Here is a 19,789-nt window from a genome sequence, read left to right as displayed (position 1 = left end):
AGGCCCCTTTCGGAGCCTCGTTGCCATTCGAACGCTGATTCCTCAGACCGTTGCCGGTTCCAGGCGACCGGAGGCGGCGGCCTGGGCTTCGGTCGGACGGTCGAGAACGCGCCCACGGGGCCCGACCCACTGGCCGACCCACTTGCGCTGCCACAGGAACAGGCAGCCGAGGACCACCGCAGCAAACACGGCATAGGCGACGAAGCCGGGCGCGAACCCACCGGTATACTGCTTCGAGAGGCCCATGACGTTCGGCAGGATCGCCCCGCCGAGCGCCCCGACCTCGCCGATCATGGAGCCCGCCACCGCCGTGTTGGTGGGCCAGCGCAGTGGCACGAGCTGGAACAGCGCACCGTTGCCGGCCCCCAGGGCGGCGAAGCAGAGCATGAACAGGATGGTGGTGGCCGCCAGGGACGGCGTCGCCGTCAGCGCCAGGAACGAGCCGATCGCGGCGAGCAGCACGATGGACAGCACCATGATGCCACCCATCCGGTCGGCGAAGTAGCCGCCGAGGATGCGGATGCCGGACCCCATCAGCGCGGCCAGCATGGTAAGGCGCCCGGCCTCGACCTTGGTGACGGCGAACTGCTCGTAGAAGAAGGTCGGCAGGAAGTTCGACAGGCCAATGAAGCCGCCGAAGGTGATGACGTAGATCAGCGAGAAGGCCCAGCCGTCCTTGGTGAACAGGCAGGAGACATGCTCCTTAAAGGTCTGGCCGTGGCAATCCGGCGGCTCCTTGGCGAGCAGGATCATCACGACGATCGGAACGATCATCACGATCCCGGCAAAGCCGTAGACCGCCTGCCAGCCATAGGCTTGGGCGAGCGGCGGAGCGAACAGCACGGCGAGCACGGTGCCCGAATTGCCGGCGCCCGCGATGCCCATGGCCAGCCCCTTATGCTCCGGGGGGAACCAGCCCGAGCCGAGCGAGAGGGCCACGCCGAAGGACGCGCCGGCGATGCCGAGCAGCACGCCCATGGCCAGCACGTCGTTATACGACGAGACGAAGAAGAAGCCGTAGGCCATCGCCAGGACGATGACGCCCATCTCGGTCAGCGCCGCGTTCTTGCGCCCGATATACTGGGCCAGCACGCCCAGAGGAAAACGCATGATCGCGCCGGCCAGAATCGGCAACGAGATCATGAAGCCGGTCTGGGCGGGAGTCAGCTTGTAGGTCTCGGTGATGAACGGGCCCATGGCCCCGTTGAGCACCCAGATCGCGAAACAGAAATCGAAGTAGAGGAACGCGGCAAACAGGGTCGGGGGGTGGCCCGACTTCATCACGGTCTTGAAGGAAGCCATCGGCGTGCTCGTTGTCTGGCGACCGCACCGGACGTTCAAGTCAAGGGCGACCGCACAAGCGGGAGAGGTTGCCGGACCAGCGTCGTCCGGACCGCGAGGCGCCGTTGCCCCGCTGCCGCTCGTCGGCGGCCGAAGAACACTATGCAGCCGCCATGCCAAGACGGGGATGAAGCGAAGAGCCCGATCGTGCCGCCTCGGGCGGAAGGGTATTGCCGCGCGCCCATGCAGCAAATGCCCAGGATACAGGCAAACGCCCAGGCTGCCTCAAAAGACAGCGCCGCCGCGATCCACTACGCGAACGATGCTACGTCCGCTGCCGCGCTTCTCCACGCGGATCTGTACGGCAATACGCTCCATCATCCCGGCGACATGGGTGATGACGCCGACCTTCCGGCCGCGACCCTGAAGCGTTTCGAGAGCGTCCACGGCCAAGTCGAGCGTCTCGGCGTCGAGCGAGCCGAACCCCTCGTCGATGAACAGCGTATCGACGAAGGATTGGCGGCCTTCAAGCCCCGATAGGGCGAGCGCCAAAGCGAGCGAGACGAGGAAGCGCTCGCCCCCCGAGAGGCTGCGAGTGGCACGGCGCTCCTCGCCCATGTCGCGATCGACCACGTGCAGGGCCAGATCCGCCGCCGGACTGCGGGCGAGGCGGTAACGGGGGCTCAGGGCTCGCAATTGCTCGTTGGCGAGATGCACCAGATGATCGAGCGTGATCCCTTGGGCGAAGCGTCGAAAGCGATCCCCGCCCGCCGAGCCGACCGCTTCCTCGACCCGTGCCCAGATCGCCAGATCGGCCTTCGCAGAGGTCATCTCCGTTTCAAGGTCGACGGCGCGTGCCCGTGCCTCGTCGTCGCGCTTCAATTCGGCGTCGATGGCCCCCAAGCGTTGCTGTGCCGCAGCCTCGGCGGCAGCGAGGGCCGCGACCTCCTCCTGCACCGCGGCGGCGTCGAACTCGACCTGTTGGGTCATTACTTCGAGATCGGCGCGACGGGTCGCACAAGCGGTCTCGGCTTCCGCGGCCTCGCGCAGCAGCCGATCGACAGCGATGCGCAACGCCGCCCGCTCGGCGGTCGGAACCGCGAGAAGAGCCAGTACGATCGCGCGGGGGCGCTCGCCGCAGGCTTCCAGGAAGGCCGCTTCCGCCGCCGCGTGGCGAACTGCGATCCGCTCTCGATGGCTCGCCGCACCCGCGGCTTCCGAAATCTGAATTGCCAGAGCGCGGGCCGCCTCGGCTGCACGTCCCTGCACTCGCTTCAGCTGCTCTTGGGCCGCCAAGCGTTCGGCATTGATGCGGGTACGGTGGACCCCCGTCGCCTCGCCACCGAGCAATTCGCTCCGGCTCGTGCGCTCCTTGCTCAAGTGCGCCGCACGGATCGCAGCGTCGGTCGCCGCAGCGCGCGCGGCCTCGTCCCGCTCGGCCTGGATCGTGAGCGCGGTGGCCCGCTCGGGTGCGAGAGCCGCCAACTCGGCCAACCGTGCTGTGTGCCGCTCGCGAAGGGCGGCGTAGGCCGCGCCAAGGGATTCGACCCGCAGCGCGGCGGCCTCCGCATCGCGATCCACGTCGGTTGTGGCGAGATCGGCCGCACGGAGCGCCGACGATAGATCGTGCGAAAGATCGCTGATACGGCCCGAAAGCGCCTCGGCTTCCGCCTCCGCGCGGCCGGCGGCCAACGCCGCTGCCTGTCGCTTCTGGCGCCAAGTCTCGTGCGCGCGGCTGGCCTCGGTGCTCTGCCGTTCCGCCTCGTCCCTGTCGCGGATCAGAGTGTCGATCTCGCCGCGCAAGGATCGGGCGGTATCGAGCGTGCCGACGATCCGTTCGCGCTCGGCACGGGCGGCGAGGCCCGCCGCCGCCAGGGATTGGGAATCCGGGGCTTGGGGCAGGGCGGCGGCTAGCCCTGCCAAAGTTAGGGCTTCGACGAGCCGAGGCAGCGACGCTCGATAGGGATCGAGGGTCTCGCGCGACGTGACCATGGCCGCGACGGCCCGCCGTTCGGCCTCGACCTTGCGCCCCTCGGCGGCGGCGGCCCTGCTGCGCGCGTCGTCACGCCGCCGGCCCTGCTCGACGATCTCGCCGTCGAGGGCGGTACGGCGGGCGCGCAGTTCCTCGGCCAGCCGGCCGAGGGCGTCATTGGACGCATGGGCGTGCGGATGTTCACAGCCGCCGCAAACCGGGCAGGCTTCACCGGCGACGAGGAGACTTCGCAGCCGAGCCGCCTCGCGGGAAACGCTCTCCGACGCGAGCTCGGCGAGCGGCAGAACCTCGGCTCGGCGCAACTCGGCTGCCTGCAAAGCGACTTGTGCCCGTGCCAGATCGTCGGAGGCCGTCGCATATTCAGCGGCGGCTGCCTGCGTCTCGCGCTGGGCCGCCTCCGCGTCGACGACGGCACCGCCATGCCGGTTCGCGACGGCGTACGCCTCGCGAAGAGCATCGAGCAGGGTTTCGATGTGCCCAGCACGGGTCAGGGCCGCCGGCTCGTCGAGGGCAGCGAGCGCCGCCTCACGCTCGGCCCGCGCGGCGGCCAGCGCATCGCGGCGGGTTTGGATGCCGTCGATATGACGGGCACTCGCTGCCGCCGCTTCATCGCAGCGAGCGATTTCGGCCTGATGGGAGATCGCCGACGCAGAAGCGCCCGCCGCGTCCCTGCGCAATTGGCCCCATTCGCGGAGGCGCCGTGCGATCTCGCCGTGACGGTCGGCTAGGATCGCCTGGTCGCCGTCCGCATCTAGTTGCCGAGCCTCCGCCGCCGCCGCCTCGGAAAGCACAGCGGAAAGCCGATCGAGTTCGGCAAGGTGCGCGCGTGCCGTGTCCGCAGCGATCGCGGCCGCTTCGGCACGTTTAGCGGCCGCCTCGGCTTCCTGGTCGGCATGGACGACGGCGCTGTCGAGTTGAGCGGCCCGGTCCCACAGCGGACCGAAGCCCTTGAACACGCTCTCGGCAGCTTCATCCGCCGCCGCGGCGAGGACCCGCTCGGCTTCCGCCGCTTCCGTCTCGGCTTGGGCCGAAGCGACCCGTTCGGCGCAAGCCAGCACCTGGGCCTCCGCCGCGGCGAGATCGCGGGCGGCCTCGTCCATCGATTCCGCGCGCCCGCGCAAGGGTTCGACGGCATCGAACGCGGCAAGCCTGTCCTTGTCGGGCTCGGCGGCGGCCAGCGCCGCCCGCGCCGCGTCCCTTTTCAGTTCGGCAGCGCCCAGGGCATCATGGGCCGTCGCACGTCGTCGAGCCTGCTCCTGGCTCTCACGCAGGGCGGCCAGCCGCTCACGCCGCACAGCCGCCTCGGCTTCGATCGCCGAACGCCCATCGTGACAGGCTTGGCGCGCTTCGGCGTCGAGCAGGCCGATCTCGGAGCGGCGGGCTTCCAGGGTCTCGACCGTGCGCCGGTGCGTCTCGTAGCCGGCATGCACCCGCTTCGAGATCTCGGAATAGATCTCCGTGCCGGTGATCTTCTCGAGCAGTTCGGCGCGCTCGCCCTCCGCCGCCAAGAGGAATGCGTCGAATTCGCCCTGAGCCAGCAGCACCGTACGGCGGAATTGATCGAAGTTGAGATCGGTCAGGCGCTCGACCGCTGCGAGGACGCCGGTCTTGCCGGAGGCGACCGCGCTGCCGTCGTCGAGCCGGTGAAGGCGGCGGCGCTCGTTCTGCAGCCGCCCATCGACGCGATTGCGGGCGCGGAAGACCTCCCAGCCGACGCTATAGGCCACCCCATCCTGCCCGATGAAATCGATCTCGGCGAAGCCTGCAGCGGCGCCGCGTCTCAGGATTGCGCGACCATCACCGGCGCTGAGAGCTTCGCCGCTCGGGTCCGGCACGTCCTCACGACGGCTGACGGCGACACGGGGATAGCGTCCGTAGAGGGCGAGGCAGAGGGCGTCGAGGATGGTCGACTTGCCCGCTCCGGTCTCGCCGGTGATCGCGAACAATCCGGTCGCGCCGAGCGGCCCGGCGGAGAGGTCGATCTCGAATCGCGCGGCGAGGCTCGCGAGGTTCTCACCCCGGATCGCGAGGATGCGCATGGCGTTTCGCTCAGGCTTCCGCCCGGGCGCGGTGGAACACGTCGAGATGGGGCGGTCCCGGCTCCTCGTCCCAGCGGGCGCGATAGGCGAGACGGAACAGCTCCTCGGGATCGCGCTCCGACAGGCGCGGCGGGGGCGCCTCGAATTCCTCGACCTCGGCGGCAACGCGCGCCGGCACGGCGACGCGCACATCGACGATGCGCACCGGGAAACTATCGGCGATGCGGTCGACCTCGGCGCGGTAGCCCGGCAGCAACCCGTTGCGGGCCAGCCTGACCTGGATGTACGGCCGGGCTTCCGGCAGCAGATCCGGATCGAGCGAGAGCGCGGCGAGGTGATCGCCGAGTTCGTCGAGCGTCATGTCACCGGACGTCGGAAGCCTCAAGAACGGCACCGGGCGCTCGATCTCGATATGCTCGATCTCCGCCGGCCCGGAGCCCAAAGTCACGAGCGTCACGCCGTGACGATAGGGCTGCTCCGCCGCCGATAGCGGAATTAGCGAGCCGCAATAGCGCACATGCCCGCGACCGAGCCCCTGCGCGCGATGGAGATGGCCGAGCGCCACGTAGCGCGCTTCGTCCGGGAACACGTCGGAGGGAACGGCATGCTCCCCTCCGACGAGGATGCGCCGCTCGGCACCCTCCGATTCGAGTCCGCCCGCCACGTGGAGATGGCCGGTGACGAGCAGCGGCAGGCCGGCGAGGCGCGGGCGAGCCGCCTCGAACAGCTGGCCGTAGAGATCGCGCACGCCGCGCACGATCGGCGATGGATCGCCCCCCGCGCCTTTCCCGAGGGAGGAGAGCGGCGGCAGGCAGGCCGCGGTAGGGTAGGAGACGGCGAGCACCTGCGCCGCGACCTCGCCCGAGGCGTCACGGACCGGGACGAGATGATGGCCCGGATCGATCGCTCCATCCCGGCGACGGACATTGCCGATCACCCGGACGCCGATCGCTTCGAGAAGGGGACGAGGCGCCTCCAGTCGGCCGGCAGCGTCGTGATTGCCGGCGGTGATCACGATGGTCATCGATGGGCGGGCAGCATGGAGCCGCGCCATCAGCGTGTAGAACCGCGCCTGCGACTCGCCCGACGGATTCTGGCAATCGAACACGTCGCCCGCCACCACCAGGGCATCGACTTCGCGCTCGGCCACGATGGCTTCGAGCCGGGCGAAGACGGCCGCGTGCTCGCACTCCCGCGCGTATCCGCGCAGCGTTTGCCCGATATGCCAATCGCCCGTGTGGAGGACGCGTATCACCGGAGGCTTCCCGCCCGACCGTCGACACCGCAGGAAAGGGTGCGGCGGCGGGGTTGTAGCGGGTTGCGCCGCCCGCTTCGAGTCGTCAGCCGCGCAGGCGTCCGATCTCCTGTGGTGAACAGGCCTGAGCCGGCAGGCTCAGCGGCAGACGCTGACCGTCTTGACGATCCAGCCTTCGCTCTCCTGCCACAGCTTGCGCCGCGCCTGGGAGCAATGCGCGGGCTCGGCAGCAGTCCATGTGGTGCCGGGCTTCTCGGCGGGGGCGACGGGCGCCGCAGCCTCGACAGGAGGCTTGGCCGTGGCCTTGGCTTTGCGTGCGGCCAGAGCCTCGGGGGGGCAGCTCAGCGCGAGGCAAAGCGATCCGAGCAGGATGCGGAAAATCGAGGCGCGCACGATGTAAGGAGTCCGTCATCGGAGGCTAACGGTCACGCTTCATCTAATGGCCGACCGCGCGGATGCAATCGTCGTCCACCACGATTTCGCCGTCTTCGGCACGATTTTTTCAAATTCGTTAATGGCCGCATACCCGCCCAACGCGGGATCGGTTGTTGGATGCGGGTGTAACCATACGGACACAATGTTCGCACAGTCGTCGTGCTAGCCCACCGTTCAATGAGAGCAGGCAGCGTGACGTGAGGCCAGCTCCTTGTTACATCCAAGCGGGGCAGTTCAGCCGACCCGGACAAACGTGAGCGTCATCCGCTCTCGAGATCCGGTTCCGGCCCGGCGCACTACTTTCGAGCGATCCATGTCCATGCAGAACCGCCGTACCCTTCTTCTCGGGGCCGCGACGAGCCTTGCGCTCGTCGCGTTGCCCAATCTCGCCGCAGCTCAGGGCTTCGGCGGTTTCGACGACGACCGGCTTTATCAGGATGGTGCCGGCCAGCTCTACCGCAAGCGCGGCGGCGAGTACGTTCCCTATAACGGCCGGGTCAGCAACGGCCGCCCGGTGCCAGAGACGGGGGCCGACCTCGACGCCCAGGCCTATGCCCGCCGTCGGGCCGAGCGCTACGGCGAGCCGCCGCCCGAGACCCCCGGTCAGGCGTTCAACCAGACGCCGGCCAACGGCCCGATCCAGACGCCGCGCCCGGCCGGTCCCGGTCAGGCCGGGTGGCAGCTGCCGCCGCAGCAGCCGGACAACGGCCCGATCGACTATGCCCGCGCTTATGGGCCGGTCACCGGCGAGCCGTTCCCCGTCGCCGCCATCCCCTACAAGAAGTTCAATCAGACCTACCTGCGGCAGGAGGTTGATTTCCGCACCACCGAGCCGCCGGGCACCATCGTCATCGATCCTCGCGCCCGCTTCCTCTACCTCGTCCTCCCGGGTGGACGGGCCCGCCGCTACGGCGTCGGCGTCGGCAAGCAGGGTTTCGCGTGGTCCGGCACCGCGACCATCAACTCGAAGCAGGCGTGGCCCGACTGGTATCCGCCGAAGGAGATGATCGCCCGTCGTCCGGACCTCGCCGAACAGGTGGACAAGCTGCAGAGCGGCCTCGGGGTGGCCGGCGGTTCGCGCAACCCCCTCGGTGCCCGGGCCATGTATCTGTGGCAGAACAACAAGGACACCTTGTTCCGCATCCACGGCACGCTGGAGCCGCACTCGATCGGCCAGAGCGTGTCATCGGGCTGCATCCGCATGATCAATCAGGATGCCATCGACCTGTTCAACCGCGTCGAGGTCGGCACCCGGGTGGTGGTCCTCGGCTGAAGCGGCGTTACGTTTCCCCGCGGGGCGGCATAAGCCCCGCGAGGAGACGCCATGGTCGATCTGATTCCGCGCCAGCACCTGTTCGGCAACCCGACGCGGTACGGCCATCAGATTAGCCCGGACGGGAAGCGCCTCGCCTGGGTCGCACCCCTCGACGGGGTGCTCAACATCTGGTCGGCGCCGCTCGACGATCTCGACGCCGCTGCACCGGTGACGCGCGACCGGCGCCGGGCCGTCGATACCTTCGGCTTCGCCTATGATGGTCGCCACCTGCTCTACGTTCAGGATGCCGACGGCGACGAGAACTATCACGTCTTCGCCGCCGACCTCGAATCCGGCGCGCATCGGGACCTGACCCCCTATCCCGGCATCGCCGCCGGCATTGTCGGCATGAGCCGCATCGTCCGCGACCGGGTCTTGCTCGCCCTCAACGATCGCGACGCGCGCTTCCACGACCTGCACAGCGTCGATCTGGCGACGGGCGAGCGCCAGCTCGTCGTCCAGAATCCGGGCTTCGTCGGCTTTCTGATCGACGAGACCTACGCCGTTCGGTTCGCCGCGGAGAATCGCCGGGACGGGTCGAGCAATCTTCTGATCCGGGAGGGCGAGACCTGGAAGCGCTGGCTGACATTCTCCGCCGAAGATGCCCGCGGCTCGGGCGCCGAGAATCTCAACACGGCGGGCAACCTCCTCTTCTGCCGCGACAGCCGTGGTCGCGACACCGCGGCGCTGACCCAGATCGATCTCGAGAGCGGCGCGCTGCGCACCATCGCCGCCCATGACGAGGCCGATATCGGCACGGTGCTGCTCGATATCGAAACCCGCGAGCCGATCGCCTACTCGGTCACCCATGCCCGTCGCTCCTGGCACGTGCTGGACGAGCGCTTCCGCGAGGATTTCAGCTTCCTCGAAGGCCAGGGACTCGGCGACTATTATCCGTCGAGCCGGAGCGAGGACGACAAATTCTGGATCGTCGTCACCTTCTCCGACACGCGGATCGGGGAAGCCCTACTCTACGACCGAACGACGAAGACGCTGCGGCCCCTCGGCAGCGCCCGCCCGGAACTCGACGGCGCGCCGCTCGCGCCGATGCAGCCCTCTGTGATCCGCTCCCGCGACGGGCTCGACCTCGTCTCCTATCTGACTCGCCCCCTCGGTGCGGACGGACCGTGGCCGATGGTCCTCCTCGTCCATGGCGGGCCATGGGCGCGCGACGGATTCGGCTTCGACCCGATGCATCAATGGCTGGCCAATCGCGGCTACGCGGCCTTGAGCGTCAATTTCCGGTCCTCGTCCGGCTTCGGAAAGACGTTCCTCAATGCCGGCGACGGCGAGTGGGGCCGGGCCATGGACGACGACCTCCTCGACGCCGTCGCCTGGGCGGTGGCGGAGGGTGTGGCCGATCCGAAACGCGTGGCGATCATGGGCGGCAGCTATGGCGGCTATGCCACGCTGATGGGCCTTGCGCGCAATCCCGATACCTATGCCTGCGGCATCGATCTGGTCGGACCGTCCAATCTCGAAACCCTCGTGCGGACGATCCCGCCCTATTGGGAGGCGATGCGGGCACAGCTTCACCGCGCCATCGGCGATCCCGACACCGAAGCCGGAATGACGCTGATCCGCGAACGGTCGCCAGTCTACTTCGCCGACCGGATCCGCGCGCCGCTGATGATCGTGCAGGGCGCGAACGATCCGCGGGTCAAGCAGGCCGAGTCCGATCAGATGATCGCGGCCCTCGAACGGAGCGGCATCCCGGTCACCTACCTGCTGTACCCGGATGAGGGCCACGGCCTCGTCCGCCCGGCAAATCGCCTCGCCTTCTTCGCCCGCGCCGAAGCCTTCCTGGCCCGCCATCTCGGCGGGATGTGCGAGCCGATCCAGGAGAGCGAGGCGACGGGGTCCTCGGTTCAGGTTCTCCGGGAGGGATAGGAATTCGCCCCGACGACTGCCCTCGCGGCCGGGCAACCGGACACCCGAAAGCGGCCGGAGCTGCCCCCCGCCGCTACTTGCACTCCTCCCGTGCCCGCTTGAGCGCCTCGGCGAAACCGCCGAGGGCGTACTCGTCCTGGGTCGGGTTGCCTCGCTGCGAGGTCGTGCGCACCGTCGCGGTCTGGGTACGACTCATCTCGGCGACGATCCGTGGCTCCTCCGCCTGGTTCTGGATCCAGGCGTTCTCGTCCTTGACGACGAGGCCGTAGCGATTCGCGCCGACGGTGAGATAGGGGTCGCTCGGCGCGGCCGCCGCACCGGGTTTGGCCTGCGCGGCCGCAGGTCTCGGCTTGAAACCGAGCATCACCGCGATCTCGCTCTGCGCACCGCCCTTGGCGAGGGAGACGAACAGGTAACCCGTATCACGGGCCAGGGATTTGGGGCTCCGCGCCGTCGGTTGCGCGATGGCGTAGCAGAGCTTGTCGCGGGATTGGCCGCCGTTCGTGAACACGTTCCAATCGCCGAAGACGGCAAGCGGGACCGCCTGTTGCATGCCGGGGGGCAGCGCGCTGTTCTTGGGACTGGCTTTCGGCTGCCGCCGCGCACGGCGTCCGCGGCGGCCTTCCTCCGGGGCGGCCTCGGCGGCGGGGGCTTCGCCCGCAGCCTGAGCGAAGGCCCGCTCGACCGGCGCCGGAACGAGCATCGCACCGGCGGCGATCATCCAGGGCGCCAGGAGGACCGGCAGGGCGGGCAGGCACCGACCCGAGACGGGCAGGAAAGGGAGGATCGGCCGCGTCATCTCACTCAGGGTTCCGGACGAACGGGCGGTTCCGGTCGCCTTCTCTCGCGGCAGCATGATGGCGACGGGCGGTACAGGGAAGTCCCGCCGGAGGCGATCAACGCAAAAACCGCCGCGCCCGGTGCGATCAGACCGCCCGAATTTCCGCCGACAGCGCGGCTGAGGCCAGGGCCGCAGCCGGCAGATCCACCTCGGGGAGGTGCAACTCGACCGTCGGAACGGGTTCGACGGGCTTGGGTGCCGCAGGCTTCTTCACCGGGTCGTTGTAGGGGGTGTTGTACGCCTTGCGGATCGATGCCCAGAACGCATCACGTTCAGTGTCGGAGAGCCGGGCGAGGCGGGCGTCGATCGCCTCCCTCGCTGCCTGCGCCAGCACAGGGGTTTCCTCGACCGTGATCCAGCTCTCAACGTTCATCGACGGGGCTCCGCGGGTACGAGCGGCCGGATAGCCAAGCTTACCTAGCCGTTTCATGAACGCGGCATTTTCCGTGCCCGTTCCCGCCGAGCCGGAGCTACTTCTCCACAGTTTGCAATTTCCCGAGCCACGCCTGTGCCTGCGCCCGGACGTTGTCCGGTGCCGTGCCGCCGTAGCTCGTCCGGCTCGCCACGGAGTTGTCGACACCGAGCACGGCGAAGACGGCGTCCGTGATCTGCGGCTCGATGGCCTGCATCTCGGCGAGCGGCAGTTCCTCCAGTCCGACGCCGCGCTCGGCTGCAGCGGCCACGACGCGACCGGTGACGTGGTGGGCCTGTCGGAACGGCATGCCGAGTTCCCGCACCAACCAATCGGCCAGATCGGTGGCGGTGGCGTAGCCGGAGCCCGCCGCGCGCTTCAGCGTCTCGGTGACCGGTTCGAGGTCGCGGACCATGCCGGTCATCGCGGCCAAGCACAGCGAAAGCGACTGAAGCGCATCGAACGTGCCCTCCTTGTCCTCCTGCATGTCCTTGGAATAGGCGAGCGGCAGCCCCTTCATGACGATGAGCAGACCGGTCATCGCGCCGATGATCCGGCCGGCCTTGGCCCGGACCAACTCGGCCGCGTCCGGATTGCGCTTCTGCGGCATGATCGACGAGCCGGTGGTGAAGCGGTCCGACAGCTTCACGAAGCCGAACTGCGCCGAGGTCCACACCACCAGCTCTTCGGCGAAGCGCGAGAGGTGGACCGCGCAGATCGAGGCGGCGGCGAGCGATTCCAGCGCGAAGTCGCGATCGGCCACCGAATCGAGGGAGTTCGCGGTCGGCCGATCGAAGCCGAGCGCCGCGGCCGTGGCGTGCCGGTCGATCGGGAAGGAGGTTCCGGCAAGCGCAGCGGCACCGAGGGGGCACTCGTTCAGGCGGGTGCGGGCATCGCGGAACCGGCCCCGGTCACGGGCCAGCATCTCGACATAGGCGAGGCAGTGATGGCCGAACGTGACCGGCTGGGCCGATTGCAGGTGGGTGAAGCCCGGCATCACCGTGCCGGCGAAGCGCAACGCGCTCTCCGCCAGGACAAGCTGCAACTCGGCGACCTGGGCGTCGAGCGCGTCGAGGGTGTCGCGCACCCACAGACGCATGTCGGTGGCGACCTGGTCGTTGCGCGAGCGGGCGGTGTGAAGGCGCCCCGCCGACGGTCCGACGATCTCGGTCAGGCGGCTCTCCACCGCCATATGAATGTCCTCGAGGTCGCGGCGATAGGCGAATTCGCCACGCGCGATCTCGGCCTCGACGGACTTGAGCCCGTCGGAAATCGCGGCCACATCGGCGGCCGGCAGGATGCCCTGCGCTCCCAGCATCGCGACATGCGCCAGCGAACCGCGGATGTCCTGGGGCGCGAGGCGCCGGTCGAACCCGATGGAGGCGTTGATCTCCTCCATGATCTCGGCGGGGCCGCTCGCGAAGCGCCCGCCCCACATCCGGTTGCTCATGGCCCGTTCCACCTTCTCGACTGCGCGCACGGGAGATTGCCGGTGAGGGCAAACCCGAAATTCCTGATCGCCGGCGGCCTCGCCGCCGCGCTCCTCGGCGGCCTCGCCCTATACGGGACGGGCTCGAACCTCGGCAACCTCGTGGGCGTCGCTCCGTCCGGTCCCTGTGCGCAGGCCGCGCCGGTCGCGGCCCGCATCGCCCCCCATGCCCGCGGTTCGGTCGCCGCCTTCGAGGCGTGGCCGACCCCGCGTCCGGCTCCGGCGCTGAGCTTCAAGGGCCCGGACGGCGCTCCGAGCGACCTCTCCGCCCTCGGATCGAAACTGTTGCTGGTCAATCTCTGGGCAACGTGGTGTGCCCCCTGCAAGGCGGAGATGCCGGCCCTCGATCGGCTTCAGGCCGAGTTGGGCGGTGACCGGTTCCAGGTAGTGGCGATCAATGTCGAGACGCGCAACCTCGACAAGCCGCCCGCTTGGTTCAAGGCCAACGCCATCGCCCACCTGACCTATTTTGGCGATCCGGAGGGCAAGGTCCTGCCCGCCCTGCAATCCGCCGCCGGCTCGACAGGCCTCCCCACCACGATGCTGATCGACCCGAAAGGCTGCGTGCTCGGCGTCATGAAGGGCCCGGCCGAATGGTCGGGCGAGGAGGGCAAGGGCCTGATCCGCGCCGCGCTCGGTCAGGGCGCCTGATCTTGATCCGCGTTGGGTTGCGGCGCCGGCCGGGGACGGGCATCGAGGCGACATGAACGATCCGTCTTCCGCCCTGCGCCCGCGGTCGCGTCCGCTCTCGGCAATCCGAACGATCCTGACGAACGACGCCGCGGGCGGGATCGTGCTGATGGCCGCCGCCGCGGCGGCGCTCGCCGTCGCCAATTCGCCCCTGGCCGAGGGCTATCACCACGCCCTGCATCTCCACCTGGGGCCTTTGAGCCTGCTCCACTGGATCAATGATGGCCTGATGGTCGTGTTCTTCCTGATGGTCGGATTGGAGATCAAGCGGGAGGCCCTGGACGGACGCTTGCGCACCTGGCCCGACCGGGTGTTGCCGGGGCTGGCCGCCGCCGCCGGCATGATCGCACCCGCTCTCGTCTACCTCGCCTTCAATGCCGGTGGCGCGACGGCTCGTGGCTGGGCCATTCCCGCCGCCACCGACATCGCCTTCGCCCTCGGCGTGCTCGCCCTGCTCGGCCCGCGCGTGCCGATCTCGCTCAAGGTCTTCCTGTCGGCGGTCGCCATCGTCGACGATCTCGGCGCGGTGATCATCATCGCCCTGTTCTACACGGGCAGCCTCGACATCACGATGCTCGCCGCCGCTGCGGGCGTGCTGGCGCTCCTCTTCGCCCTCAATCGCCTCGGCGTCCGAACCCTCCTGCCGTATCTGGCGGCCGGGCTGGCGTTGTGGTTCTTCGTGCTGCGCTCTGGCGTCCACGCCACTGTGGCCGGCGTCCTGCTCGCCCTGTTCATCCCGATCCGTCCGAGCCCCGGCCGGCCGGAGGACACGACCTCGCCGCTCCATCGGCTGGAGCATGGCCTGAGCCCCTGGGTCTCGTTCCTGATCGTCCCCGTTTTCGGTTTCGCCAATGCCGGCGTGACGCTTCTTGGCCTACCCGCGCGCGCGCTCCTCGATCCGGTGACGCTCGGTGTCGCGCTCGGATTGTTCCTCGGCAAGCAGGCCGGCATCTTCGCCGCCGTGCGTCTCGCCGTCGCGACCGGCCTCGCGACCCGTCCGTCGGGTGCGAGCTGGCCGCAAATCTACGGCGTGGCGCTCCTCTGCGGCATCGGCTTCACCATGAGCCTGTTCATCGGCGGGCTCGCCTTCACCGATGGCCTGCACGAGACCGAGACCAAGCTCGGGGTGCTCGGCGGGTCGCTGCTGTCCGGAATCGTCGGGGCAGGGGTGCTTCTTCTTGCGCGAAGGACGGCGCGCGAGCGCGTTTAACCCCTGACAAGACGCGTTGCGCCTGCGAGCCTGCACCGTCGAGCAGGCTATTCGCGGCGTTGCAGCGCATCTCGGCGGGGTGTAGCCCGGCCTTCATGCGCTACTACCTCGGCCTCGCGACGACCTTCCACGATCCGGCGCTCGCCCTGATCGGGCCGGACGGCACGGTCTTGTTCGCTGAAGCCGCCGAGCGTTACCTGCAATACAAGCGCGCGCCGAATTGCGAGCCTGATCCCGGCACGCGCATGGCCGGACTTCTCAAGCGTTACGTGCCGGAAGGCGCCGAACTCGTCATCGCCTCGTCCTGGGGCGAACAATTTTCCGAGTTCCTGAAGGGCCAAGCGGCCTCCGGCGCCTTCGATCTCACGGCCCTGGCGGCTCACCCCTCGACCCTCAACCGCTCCTTCGTGCCGGAGCGCGCCGAACGCGTCTTCATCGCCGATCTCCACGCCATGCAGGCGCGGGCCGGCAACGGCACGATGCTGGCGCTCGACAACGAGACCCGCGGCTTCGGCGGCAGGCCCCGGGCGACGATCGCTGGACAGCGGCGCTACGCGCACCATCGGGCCCATGCCGCCTACGCCCTGTGGGGGAGCCCGTTCGCGGAGGCGACCGCCCTCGTGGTCGACGGCATGGGCGAGACCGGCGCGGCGGCGATCTATCGCTTGAAGGACGGCCGCATCGAGGAGGTTCGGCGCCATCGTGGGCGCGGCTCGGTCGGGTTCCTCTACGGCCTCATCACGGATCTGGCCGGCTTCGACCAGATCAAGGGCGAGGAATGGAAGATCATGGGGCTCGCCCCCTATGGACGCACCGATCCGGCCCTCATGGACCTGCTGCGTCGTCTCTTCACGATCGAGGAGGGCCGCATCCGATTCGCCGATGCCGAGACCGTGCAGGCCGTCGCCGCAGCGGTGCTGGCGCGTCGGCCGGCCGATCTCGATGAGCAGGGCTGGGCCGATCTCGCCCGGTGCGGCCAGGACATCTTCTCCGAGTTGATGGATGCACTCGTCGCGGAGGCCTGGGCGCTGGCCCCATCCGAAAACCTCGTGATCGCCGGCGGCTGCGGACTCAACTCGTCCTATAACGGCCGCGTGCTCGCACGCTCGGGCTTCGAGCGCCTGCACGTGCCCTCGGCCCCCGCCGATGACGGCAACGCCGTCGGCGCCGCTTGGTTGGCCCTGGCCGAGGACGATCCCGATTGGATGGGCCCAAAGGCGCAGATGCGCCCGCTCACGCCCTATCTCGGCTCCACCGTCTCGACCGAGCCGTTGGAGCGTATGGCCGAAGGGGAACCCCGCGCCCGCCGCCTCGGGCATGAGGGGGTGACCCGGGAAGCGGCCCGGATCCTGGCGGCGGGCGGTCTCGTCGGGTGGGTGCAGGGGCGGGCTGAATTCGGGCCGCGAGCGCTCGGCAACCGCTCGATCCTGGCCGACCCGCGACCGGCCCATGCCAAAGAGTCCTTGAACGCCAAGGTGAAGTACCGAGAGGGGTTTCGCCCCTTCGCGCCGTCGATCCTGGCCGAGGCCGGCCCGGACTGGTTCGAGAATTATGCCGACAGCCCGTATATGGAACGCACCCTGGTCTGGCGCGACGCCGTGCGGGCGCGCGTGCCGGCGGTGGTGCATGAAGATGGCACCGGCCGGCTTCAGAGCGTCACGGCCGAGCGCAACCCGCTCTACGCCTCGCTGATCTCCACTTTCGCGGAATTGACCGGCGTCCCGATCCTGCTCAACACGAGCTTCAACATCATGGGGAAGCCGATCCTCCACACGGCGGAGGACGCGATTCTGATGTTCTACACGACCGGTCTCGACGCCGTCGTGGTCGAGGACTGGATCCTGACGAAAAAGGCGCCCGCCTAGAAGCGGACGCCCATTCAAACTCTCTCCGGTCCGCCTTCCGGCATCCCGGTCCGGCTAGCGTCACTCGCAGACTTCGACCTTCTTGTAGGTGTACTCGTCTTCGTTGAGCCACTGCTTGCGCCGCTCGTAGTGGCAGATCGGGCCCCGGCGCGGCGGCGGGGCGACATAGATGGGCTCTTCCTCGACATAGACCGGGCGCGGAGCCGGACGGGGGGGCGGGGGAGGCGCGCCGTTCAGAAGGGCACCGAGGGCAAGGCCGCCGACGACACCGGCAGCGGCACCACCGATGAGGGCGCCGTTGCGGCCATCGCGGGCCGAAGCGGGGGCGGTGGAAACGAGGGCGGCGGCGAGGAGCGCCGCGTAAGCGCCCTTCCGGGCGAGGACGGAGACGGACGACGCGGGCACGGGAACATACCTCCGGGAAACGTGCCGCCACGCTAGCTTGACCGTGCTTAAGGAATGGCGAACGCGCCCTTCTGCTGCCGTTCAGATAACGTCATCGAGAGCTGACACCACCGCCCGCGGGGGCAGGTCCGGATACTCGTCCGGCTGGCCCTTCCGGTTGACCCAGACCGCATCGAACCCAAAGGCCGTCGCTCCGGCGATATCCCAGCAATTCGACGAAAAGAACAGCACGTCCTCCCGCGCGGCTCCAAACCGGTCGAGCACCATTTGGTAGGCGGCCGGTGCCGTCTTGAAGGTCAAAACCGGATCGACCGACAGCACCGCGTCGAGCTGATCGCCGAGTTCGGCCGAGGCGACCGCTCTCTCGAGCATCGCCGCATTGCCATTGGAGAACAGGGCGGTCTTCAGCCCGGCATCGCGCAGCCGCGTCAGCGTGTCGGGCACCTCGCCATAGGCATCGAGGTCGCGATAGGCGTCGAGCAAGGTTTCGCGAAGGGCCGGATCGACGTCGGGATATGTGGCGAGGGCGAAGTCGAGCGCTCGCTCGGTCAGAGTCCAGAACGGCGTGTAGCGTCCCATCAGACCGATCACCCAGCTGTATTCGAGCTGCTTGGTGCGCCACAGCTCGGACAGGGGCTGCGCCCGAGGGCCGATGGCCCCTGCGTGACGGGAGACCGCCGAATGCACGTCGAACAACGTGCCGTAGGCGTCGAAAACGGCGTGGGTCTTGCCGGCGAGGAGTTCGGTTTGGGCCATGCCGCACATCTGTGGTGACGGTGAGGGATGGCTACCTGCGGCGCAAACGCACGCCGAAGAGACGCAGGGCGACCAGCAGGACACCGGCATAGGCGAGCGCTCCGGCCATCCCGACCAGCGCGAGCACCGCGACCCCACGGAAATGGGGAAGCTCCGGCACGATCCGCTCGGCGAAGGGGAAACCGTAGATCGCCAGCAGGCCGAGGCCGACGCTCGCACCGGCGACCACCCCGACGGTGACCAGCAGCGTGCGTCCGGGCGCGGTCCAGCCCCGCCGGAGGGCCAGGGTATAGAGGAGGCCCAGGTTGATCCACGCGCCGATGGCGGTCGCCAGAGCGAGACCGGCAACCCCGTAAGGACCGGTCAGCACGACTTTCAGCCCGACATTGACGGCGATGCCGGTCAGTGAGGCGTAGAGCGGCGTCTTCGTGTCCTGCCGGGCGTAGAAGCTCGCCACGATCGAGCGCAGCAGCACCACGGCCGGAAGGGCCAGCCCATAGGCCGCGAGCACGGCCGCGGCGCGCGCCGCATCCTCGGCGGTGAAGGCCCCACGCTGGAACAGGGCGGCCATGATCGGCCCCGGCAGGGTCAGGAAGGCGACGGCGAAGGGGGCCGAGAGCGCGAGCGAGAAGCCCGCCGCCCGGTTCTGGGCCGCGTGGGCCCCGACGGCATCGCCTGCCGCGAGCCGGCGGCTCATCTCTGGCAGAAGTACGGTGCCCGCGGCGATGGCGATGACGCCGAAGGGAAGCTGATACAGGCGATCCGCGTAATAGAGCGCCGAGACCGCACCGACCGGCATGAAGCTCGCGATGATGGTGTCGGCGAACGACGCGATCTGAAACCCGGCCGATCCGATCACGGCCGGACCGAGCACCTTGAAAAAGCGGACCATGTCCGGATCGCGCAGGGTCGGACGCACCAGCCGGGGGGCATAGGCCGCGCGCCGCGCATCCCACCACACCAGACCGAATTGCAGCACGCCCGACACCGACACGCCCCAGGCGGCGGCGTAGGCCGCGTTCGGAAACAGGAAGGCCAGCGCCAGGGCCACGAGCATGGCGAGGTTGAGCAGCACCGGCGCGCCGGCGGCGGCGGCGAAGCGGCGATGGGCGTTGAGGATGCCGGAGAACAACGTCACCAGCGTCATGAACAGCAGGTAGGGGAAGGTGATGCGCGTGAGATCGACGGCCAGCGCGAAGCGTCCGGCATCGTCCGCAAATCCCGGGGCCAGCGCCCGCACGATCCAGGGCATCGCCGGCAAGGCCACCGCCAGCAGCGCCACCTGGACCAGCAGCATCAGCGTGAAGACGCGATCGGCGAACCTCCTGGCCGCGCCCGCCGCGCCCGCCTCTTCCAGCCGCGCATAGGCGGGCACGAAGGCGGTGTTGAATGCGCCCTCACCGAAGATCGCCCGGAAATGGTTCGGCAGGCGGAAGGCGACGACGAAGGCATCGGCGATCGGCCCCGCACCCATCACCGCGGCCGTGACCACGTCACGGGCGAAGCCGGTGACCCGCGAGATGAGCGTCCAGCCACCGACGGAGAGGATCGAGCGGATCATGCGTTTGGGTGTCGATCCTGTGCGAGCCGTCGAAGATCGCTTGAATGATTGGCGGCCGGATCGGCAGCGCCAATCCAATCATCCCCCCTCAACCTGAGGTGCCGCAGCGAAGCGAAGGCCTCGAAGGAGGGCTCCAGATCACGCGCGATCTCTGGAGCCCTCCTTCGAGGCTGCTTCGCGGCACCTCAGGATGAGGGAGATAGTTAGATTGACCGATCCCGAAGCGGCGCCTGCTGTGGGCAGTAAGGCGTCCTGCCAACCCGGGGCAATGACAACCGCGCCACGCCGCGCACGAAAAGGGCCGCCCCATCGCGGATGGGACGACCCGGGAAAGATAGTTCAGACGGAGACG

Annotated in this window: 15 protein-coding genes; 5 read left to right on the top strand and 10 right to left on the bottom strand. The window is 68.9% G+C overall.

Annotated features, from left to right (window positions below):
- Nucleotides 1–42: 42 nt before the first annotated feature.
- The 4 genes from OWC43_RS00710 to OWC43_RS00695 all read right to left on the bottom strand — a co-directional run bounded on the left by OWC43_RS00710 (nucleotide 43) and on the right by OWC43_RS00695 (nucleotide 6,961).
- Nucleotides 43–1,302 carry a nitrate/nitrite transporter gene (locus OWC43_RS00710; protein WP_393955329.1) on the bottom strand — a complete coding sequence of 420 codons (1,260 nt, stop codon included), beginning with the start codon at nucleotides 1,300–1,302 and terminating at the stop codon, nucleotides 43–45.
- A 264-nt stretch (nucleotides 1,303–1,566) separates the two neighbouring features.
- Nucleotides 1,567–5,313: an AAA family ATPase gene (locus tag OWC43_RS00705; protein WP_393955328.1), complete on the bottom strand. Its 3,747-nt coding sequence runs from the start codon at nucleotides 5,311–5,313 to the stop codon at nucleotides 1,567–1,569.
- A 10-nt stretch (nucleotides 5,314–5,323) separates the two neighbouring features.
- Nucleotides 5,324–6,568 carry an exonuclease SbcCD subunit D gene (locus OWC43_RS00700; protein ID WP_393955327.1) on the bottom strand — a complete coding sequence of 415 codons (1,245 nt, stop codon included), beginning with the start codon at nucleotides 6,566–6,568 and terminating at the stop codon, nucleotides 5,324–5,326.
- Nucleotides 6,569–6,706: 138 nt separating this feature from the next.
- The gene (locus tag OWC43_RS00695; RefSeq protein ID WP_137827373.1) at nucleotides 6,707–6,961 is read right to left on the bottom strand and encodes a hypothetical protein; all 255 of its coding nucleotides are present in this window, start codon (nucleotides 6,959–6,961) and stop codon (nucleotides 6,707–6,709) included.
- A gap of 355 nt (nucleotides 6,962–7,316) precedes the next feature.
- On the opposite strand from OWC43_RS00695, the gene OWC43_RS00690 reads away from it, so the two are divergent.
- Nucleotides 7,317–8,276 carry a L,D-transpeptidase gene (locus OWC43_RS00690; protein ID WP_393955326.1) on the top strand — a complete coding sequence of 320 codons (960 nt, stop codon included), beginning with the start codon at nucleotides 7,317–7,319 and terminating at the stop codon, nucleotides 8,274–8,276.
- A gap of 51 nt (nucleotides 8,277–8,327) precedes the next feature.
- Complete coding sequence (locus OWC43_RS00685) at nucleotides 8,328–10,208, top strand: S9 family peptidase (protein ID WP_393955325.1); 1,881 nt, start codon at nucleotides 8,328–8,330, stop codon at nucleotides 10,206–10,208.
- Between the two features lie 73 nt (nucleotides 10,209–10,281).
- On the opposite strand, the gene OWC43_RS00680 is transcribed toward OWC43_RS00685, so the two are convergent.
- The 3 genes from OWC43_RS00680 to argH form a co-directional block, all read right to left on the bottom strand.
- Nucleotides 10,282–11,007, bottom strand: coding sequence for an invasion associated locus b family protein (locus tag OWC43_RS00680; protein ID WP_393955324.1), 726 nt, complete (start codon nucleotides 11,005–11,007; stop codon nucleotides 10,282–10,284).
- Nucleotides 11,008–11,134: 127 nt separating this feature from the next.
- Nucleotides 11,135–11,422, bottom strand: coding sequence for a hypothetical protein (locus tag OWC43_RS00675; RefSeq protein WP_137827370.1), 288 nt, complete (start codon nucleotides 11,420–11,422; stop codon nucleotides 11,135–11,137).
- A 97-nt stretch (nucleotides 11,423–11,519) separates the two neighbouring features.
- Nucleotides 11,520–12,911 carry an argininosuccinate lyase gene (argH, locus tag OWC43_RS00670; protein ID WP_393955323.1) on the bottom strand — a complete coding sequence of 464 codons (1,392 nt, stop codon included), beginning with the start codon at nucleotides 12,909–12,911 and terminating at the stop codon, nucleotides 11,520–11,522.
- Between the two features lie 42 nt (nucleotides 12,912–12,953).
- On the opposite strand from argH, the gene OWC43_RS00665 reads away from it, so the two are divergent.
- The 3 genes from OWC43_RS00665 (at nucleotide 12,954) to OWC43_RS00655 (ending at nucleotide 16,715) form a co-directional block, all read left to right on the top strand.
- On the top strand, nucleotides 12,954–13,601 hold the full coding sequence (locus tag OWC43_RS00665) for a TlpA family protein disulfide reductase (protein WP_393955322.1): 648 nt from the start codon (nucleotides 12,954–12,956) through the stop codon (nucleotides 13,599–13,601).
- 52 nt (nucleotides 13,602–13,653) lie between these two features.
- Nucleotides 13,654–14,850 (top strand): Na+/H+ antiporter NhaA, encoded by a 1,197-nt coding sequence (gene nhaA / locus OWC43_RS00660; RefSeq protein WP_137827367.1) that lies wholly within the window; start codon nucleotides 13,654–13,656, stop codon nucleotides 14,848–14,850.
- A 95-nt stretch (nucleotides 14,851–14,945) separates the two neighbouring features.
- Complete coding sequence (locus OWC43_RS00655; RefSeq protein ID WP_393955321.1) at nucleotides 14,946–16,715, top strand: carbamoyltransferase; 1,770 nt, start codon at nucleotides 14,946–14,948, stop codon at nucleotides 16,713–16,715.
- A 60-nt stretch (nucleotides 16,716–16,775) separates the two neighbouring features.
- Here the strand turns inward: OWC43_RS00655 and OWC43_RS00650 are convergent, their stop codons facing one another.
- From OWC43_RS00650 to murJ, 3 genes are all read right to left on the bottom strand, one after another.
- Nucleotides 16,776–17,120, bottom strand: a complete 345-nt coding sequence (locus OWC43_RS00650; RefSeq protein WP_137827365.1) for a hypothetical protein — start codon at nucleotides 17,118–17,120, stop codon at nucleotides 16,776–16,778.
- 81 nt (nucleotides 17,121–17,201) lie between these two features.
- On the bottom strand, nucleotides 17,202–17,876 hold the full coding sequence (locus OWC43_RS00645; protein WP_393955320.1) for a haloacid dehalogenase type II: 675 nt from the start codon (nucleotides 17,874–17,876) through the stop codon (nucleotides 17,202–17,204).
- Nucleotides 17,877–17,907: 31 nt separating this feature from the next.
- Nucleotides 17,908–19,437: a murein biosynthesis integral membrane protein MurJ gene (murJ, locus tag OWC43_RS00640; RefSeq protein WP_393955319.1), complete on the bottom strand. Its 1,530-nt coding sequence runs from the start codon at nucleotides 19,435–19,437 to the stop codon at nucleotides 17,908–17,910.
- Nucleotides 19,438–19,789: the final 352 nt, after the last annotated feature.

The sequence above is a fragment of the Methylorubrum sp. POS3 genome (assembly GCF_043352485.1).
GTDB lineage: Bacteria > Pseudomonadota > Alphaproteobacteria > Rhizobiales > Beijerinckiaceae > Methylobacterium > Methylobacterium suomiense.
Note: the sequence above shows the minus strand (reverse complement) of the source record. Positions and strands in the feature narration are given on the sequence as shown.

Coding starts and splice junctions, on each gene's coding strand:
- OWC43_RS00710 (WP_393955329.1), bottom strand. CDS start 1,302: ATGGCTTCCTTCAAGACCGTGATGAAGTCGGGCCACCCCCCGACCCTG.
- argH (WP_393955323.1), bottom strand. CDS start 12,911: ATGAGCAACCGGATGTGGGGCGGGCGCTTCGCGAGCGGCCCCGCCGAG.
- OWC43_RS00680 (WP_393955324.1), bottom strand. CDS start 11,007: ATGACGCGGCCGATCCTCCCTTTCCTGCCCGTCTCGGGTCGGTGCCTG.
- OWC43_RS00645 (WP_393955320.1), bottom strand. CDS start 17,876: ATGGCCCAAACCGAACTCCTCGCCGGCAAGACCCACGCCGTTTTCGAC.
- OWC43_RS00675 (WP_137827370.1), bottom strand. CDS start 11,422: ATGAACGTTGAGAGCTGGATCACGGTCGAGGAAACCCCTGTGCTGGCG.
- nhaA (WP_137827367.1), top strand. CDS start 13,654: ATGAACGATCCGTCTTCCGCCCTGCGCCCGCGGTCGCGTCCGCTCTCG.
- OWC43_RS00705 (WP_393955328.1), bottom strand. CDS start 5,313: ATGCGCATCCTCGCGATCCGGGGTGAGAACCTCGCGAGCCTCGCCGCG.
- OWC43_RS00690 (WP_393955326.1), top strand. CDS start 7,317: ATGTCCATGCAGAACCGCCGTACCCTTCTTCTCGGGGCCGCGACGAGC.
- OWC43_RS00685 (WP_393955325.1), top strand. CDS start 8,328: ATGGTCGATCTGATTCCGCGCCAGCACCTGTTCGGCAACCCGACGCGG.
- murJ (WP_393955319.1), bottom strand. CDS start 19,437: ATGATCCGCTCGATCCTCTCCGTCGGTGGCTGGACGCTCATCTCGCGG.
- OWC43_RS00655 (WP_393955321.1), top strand. CDS start 14,946: ATGCGCTACTACCTCGGCCTCGCGACGACCTTCCACGATCCGGCGCTC.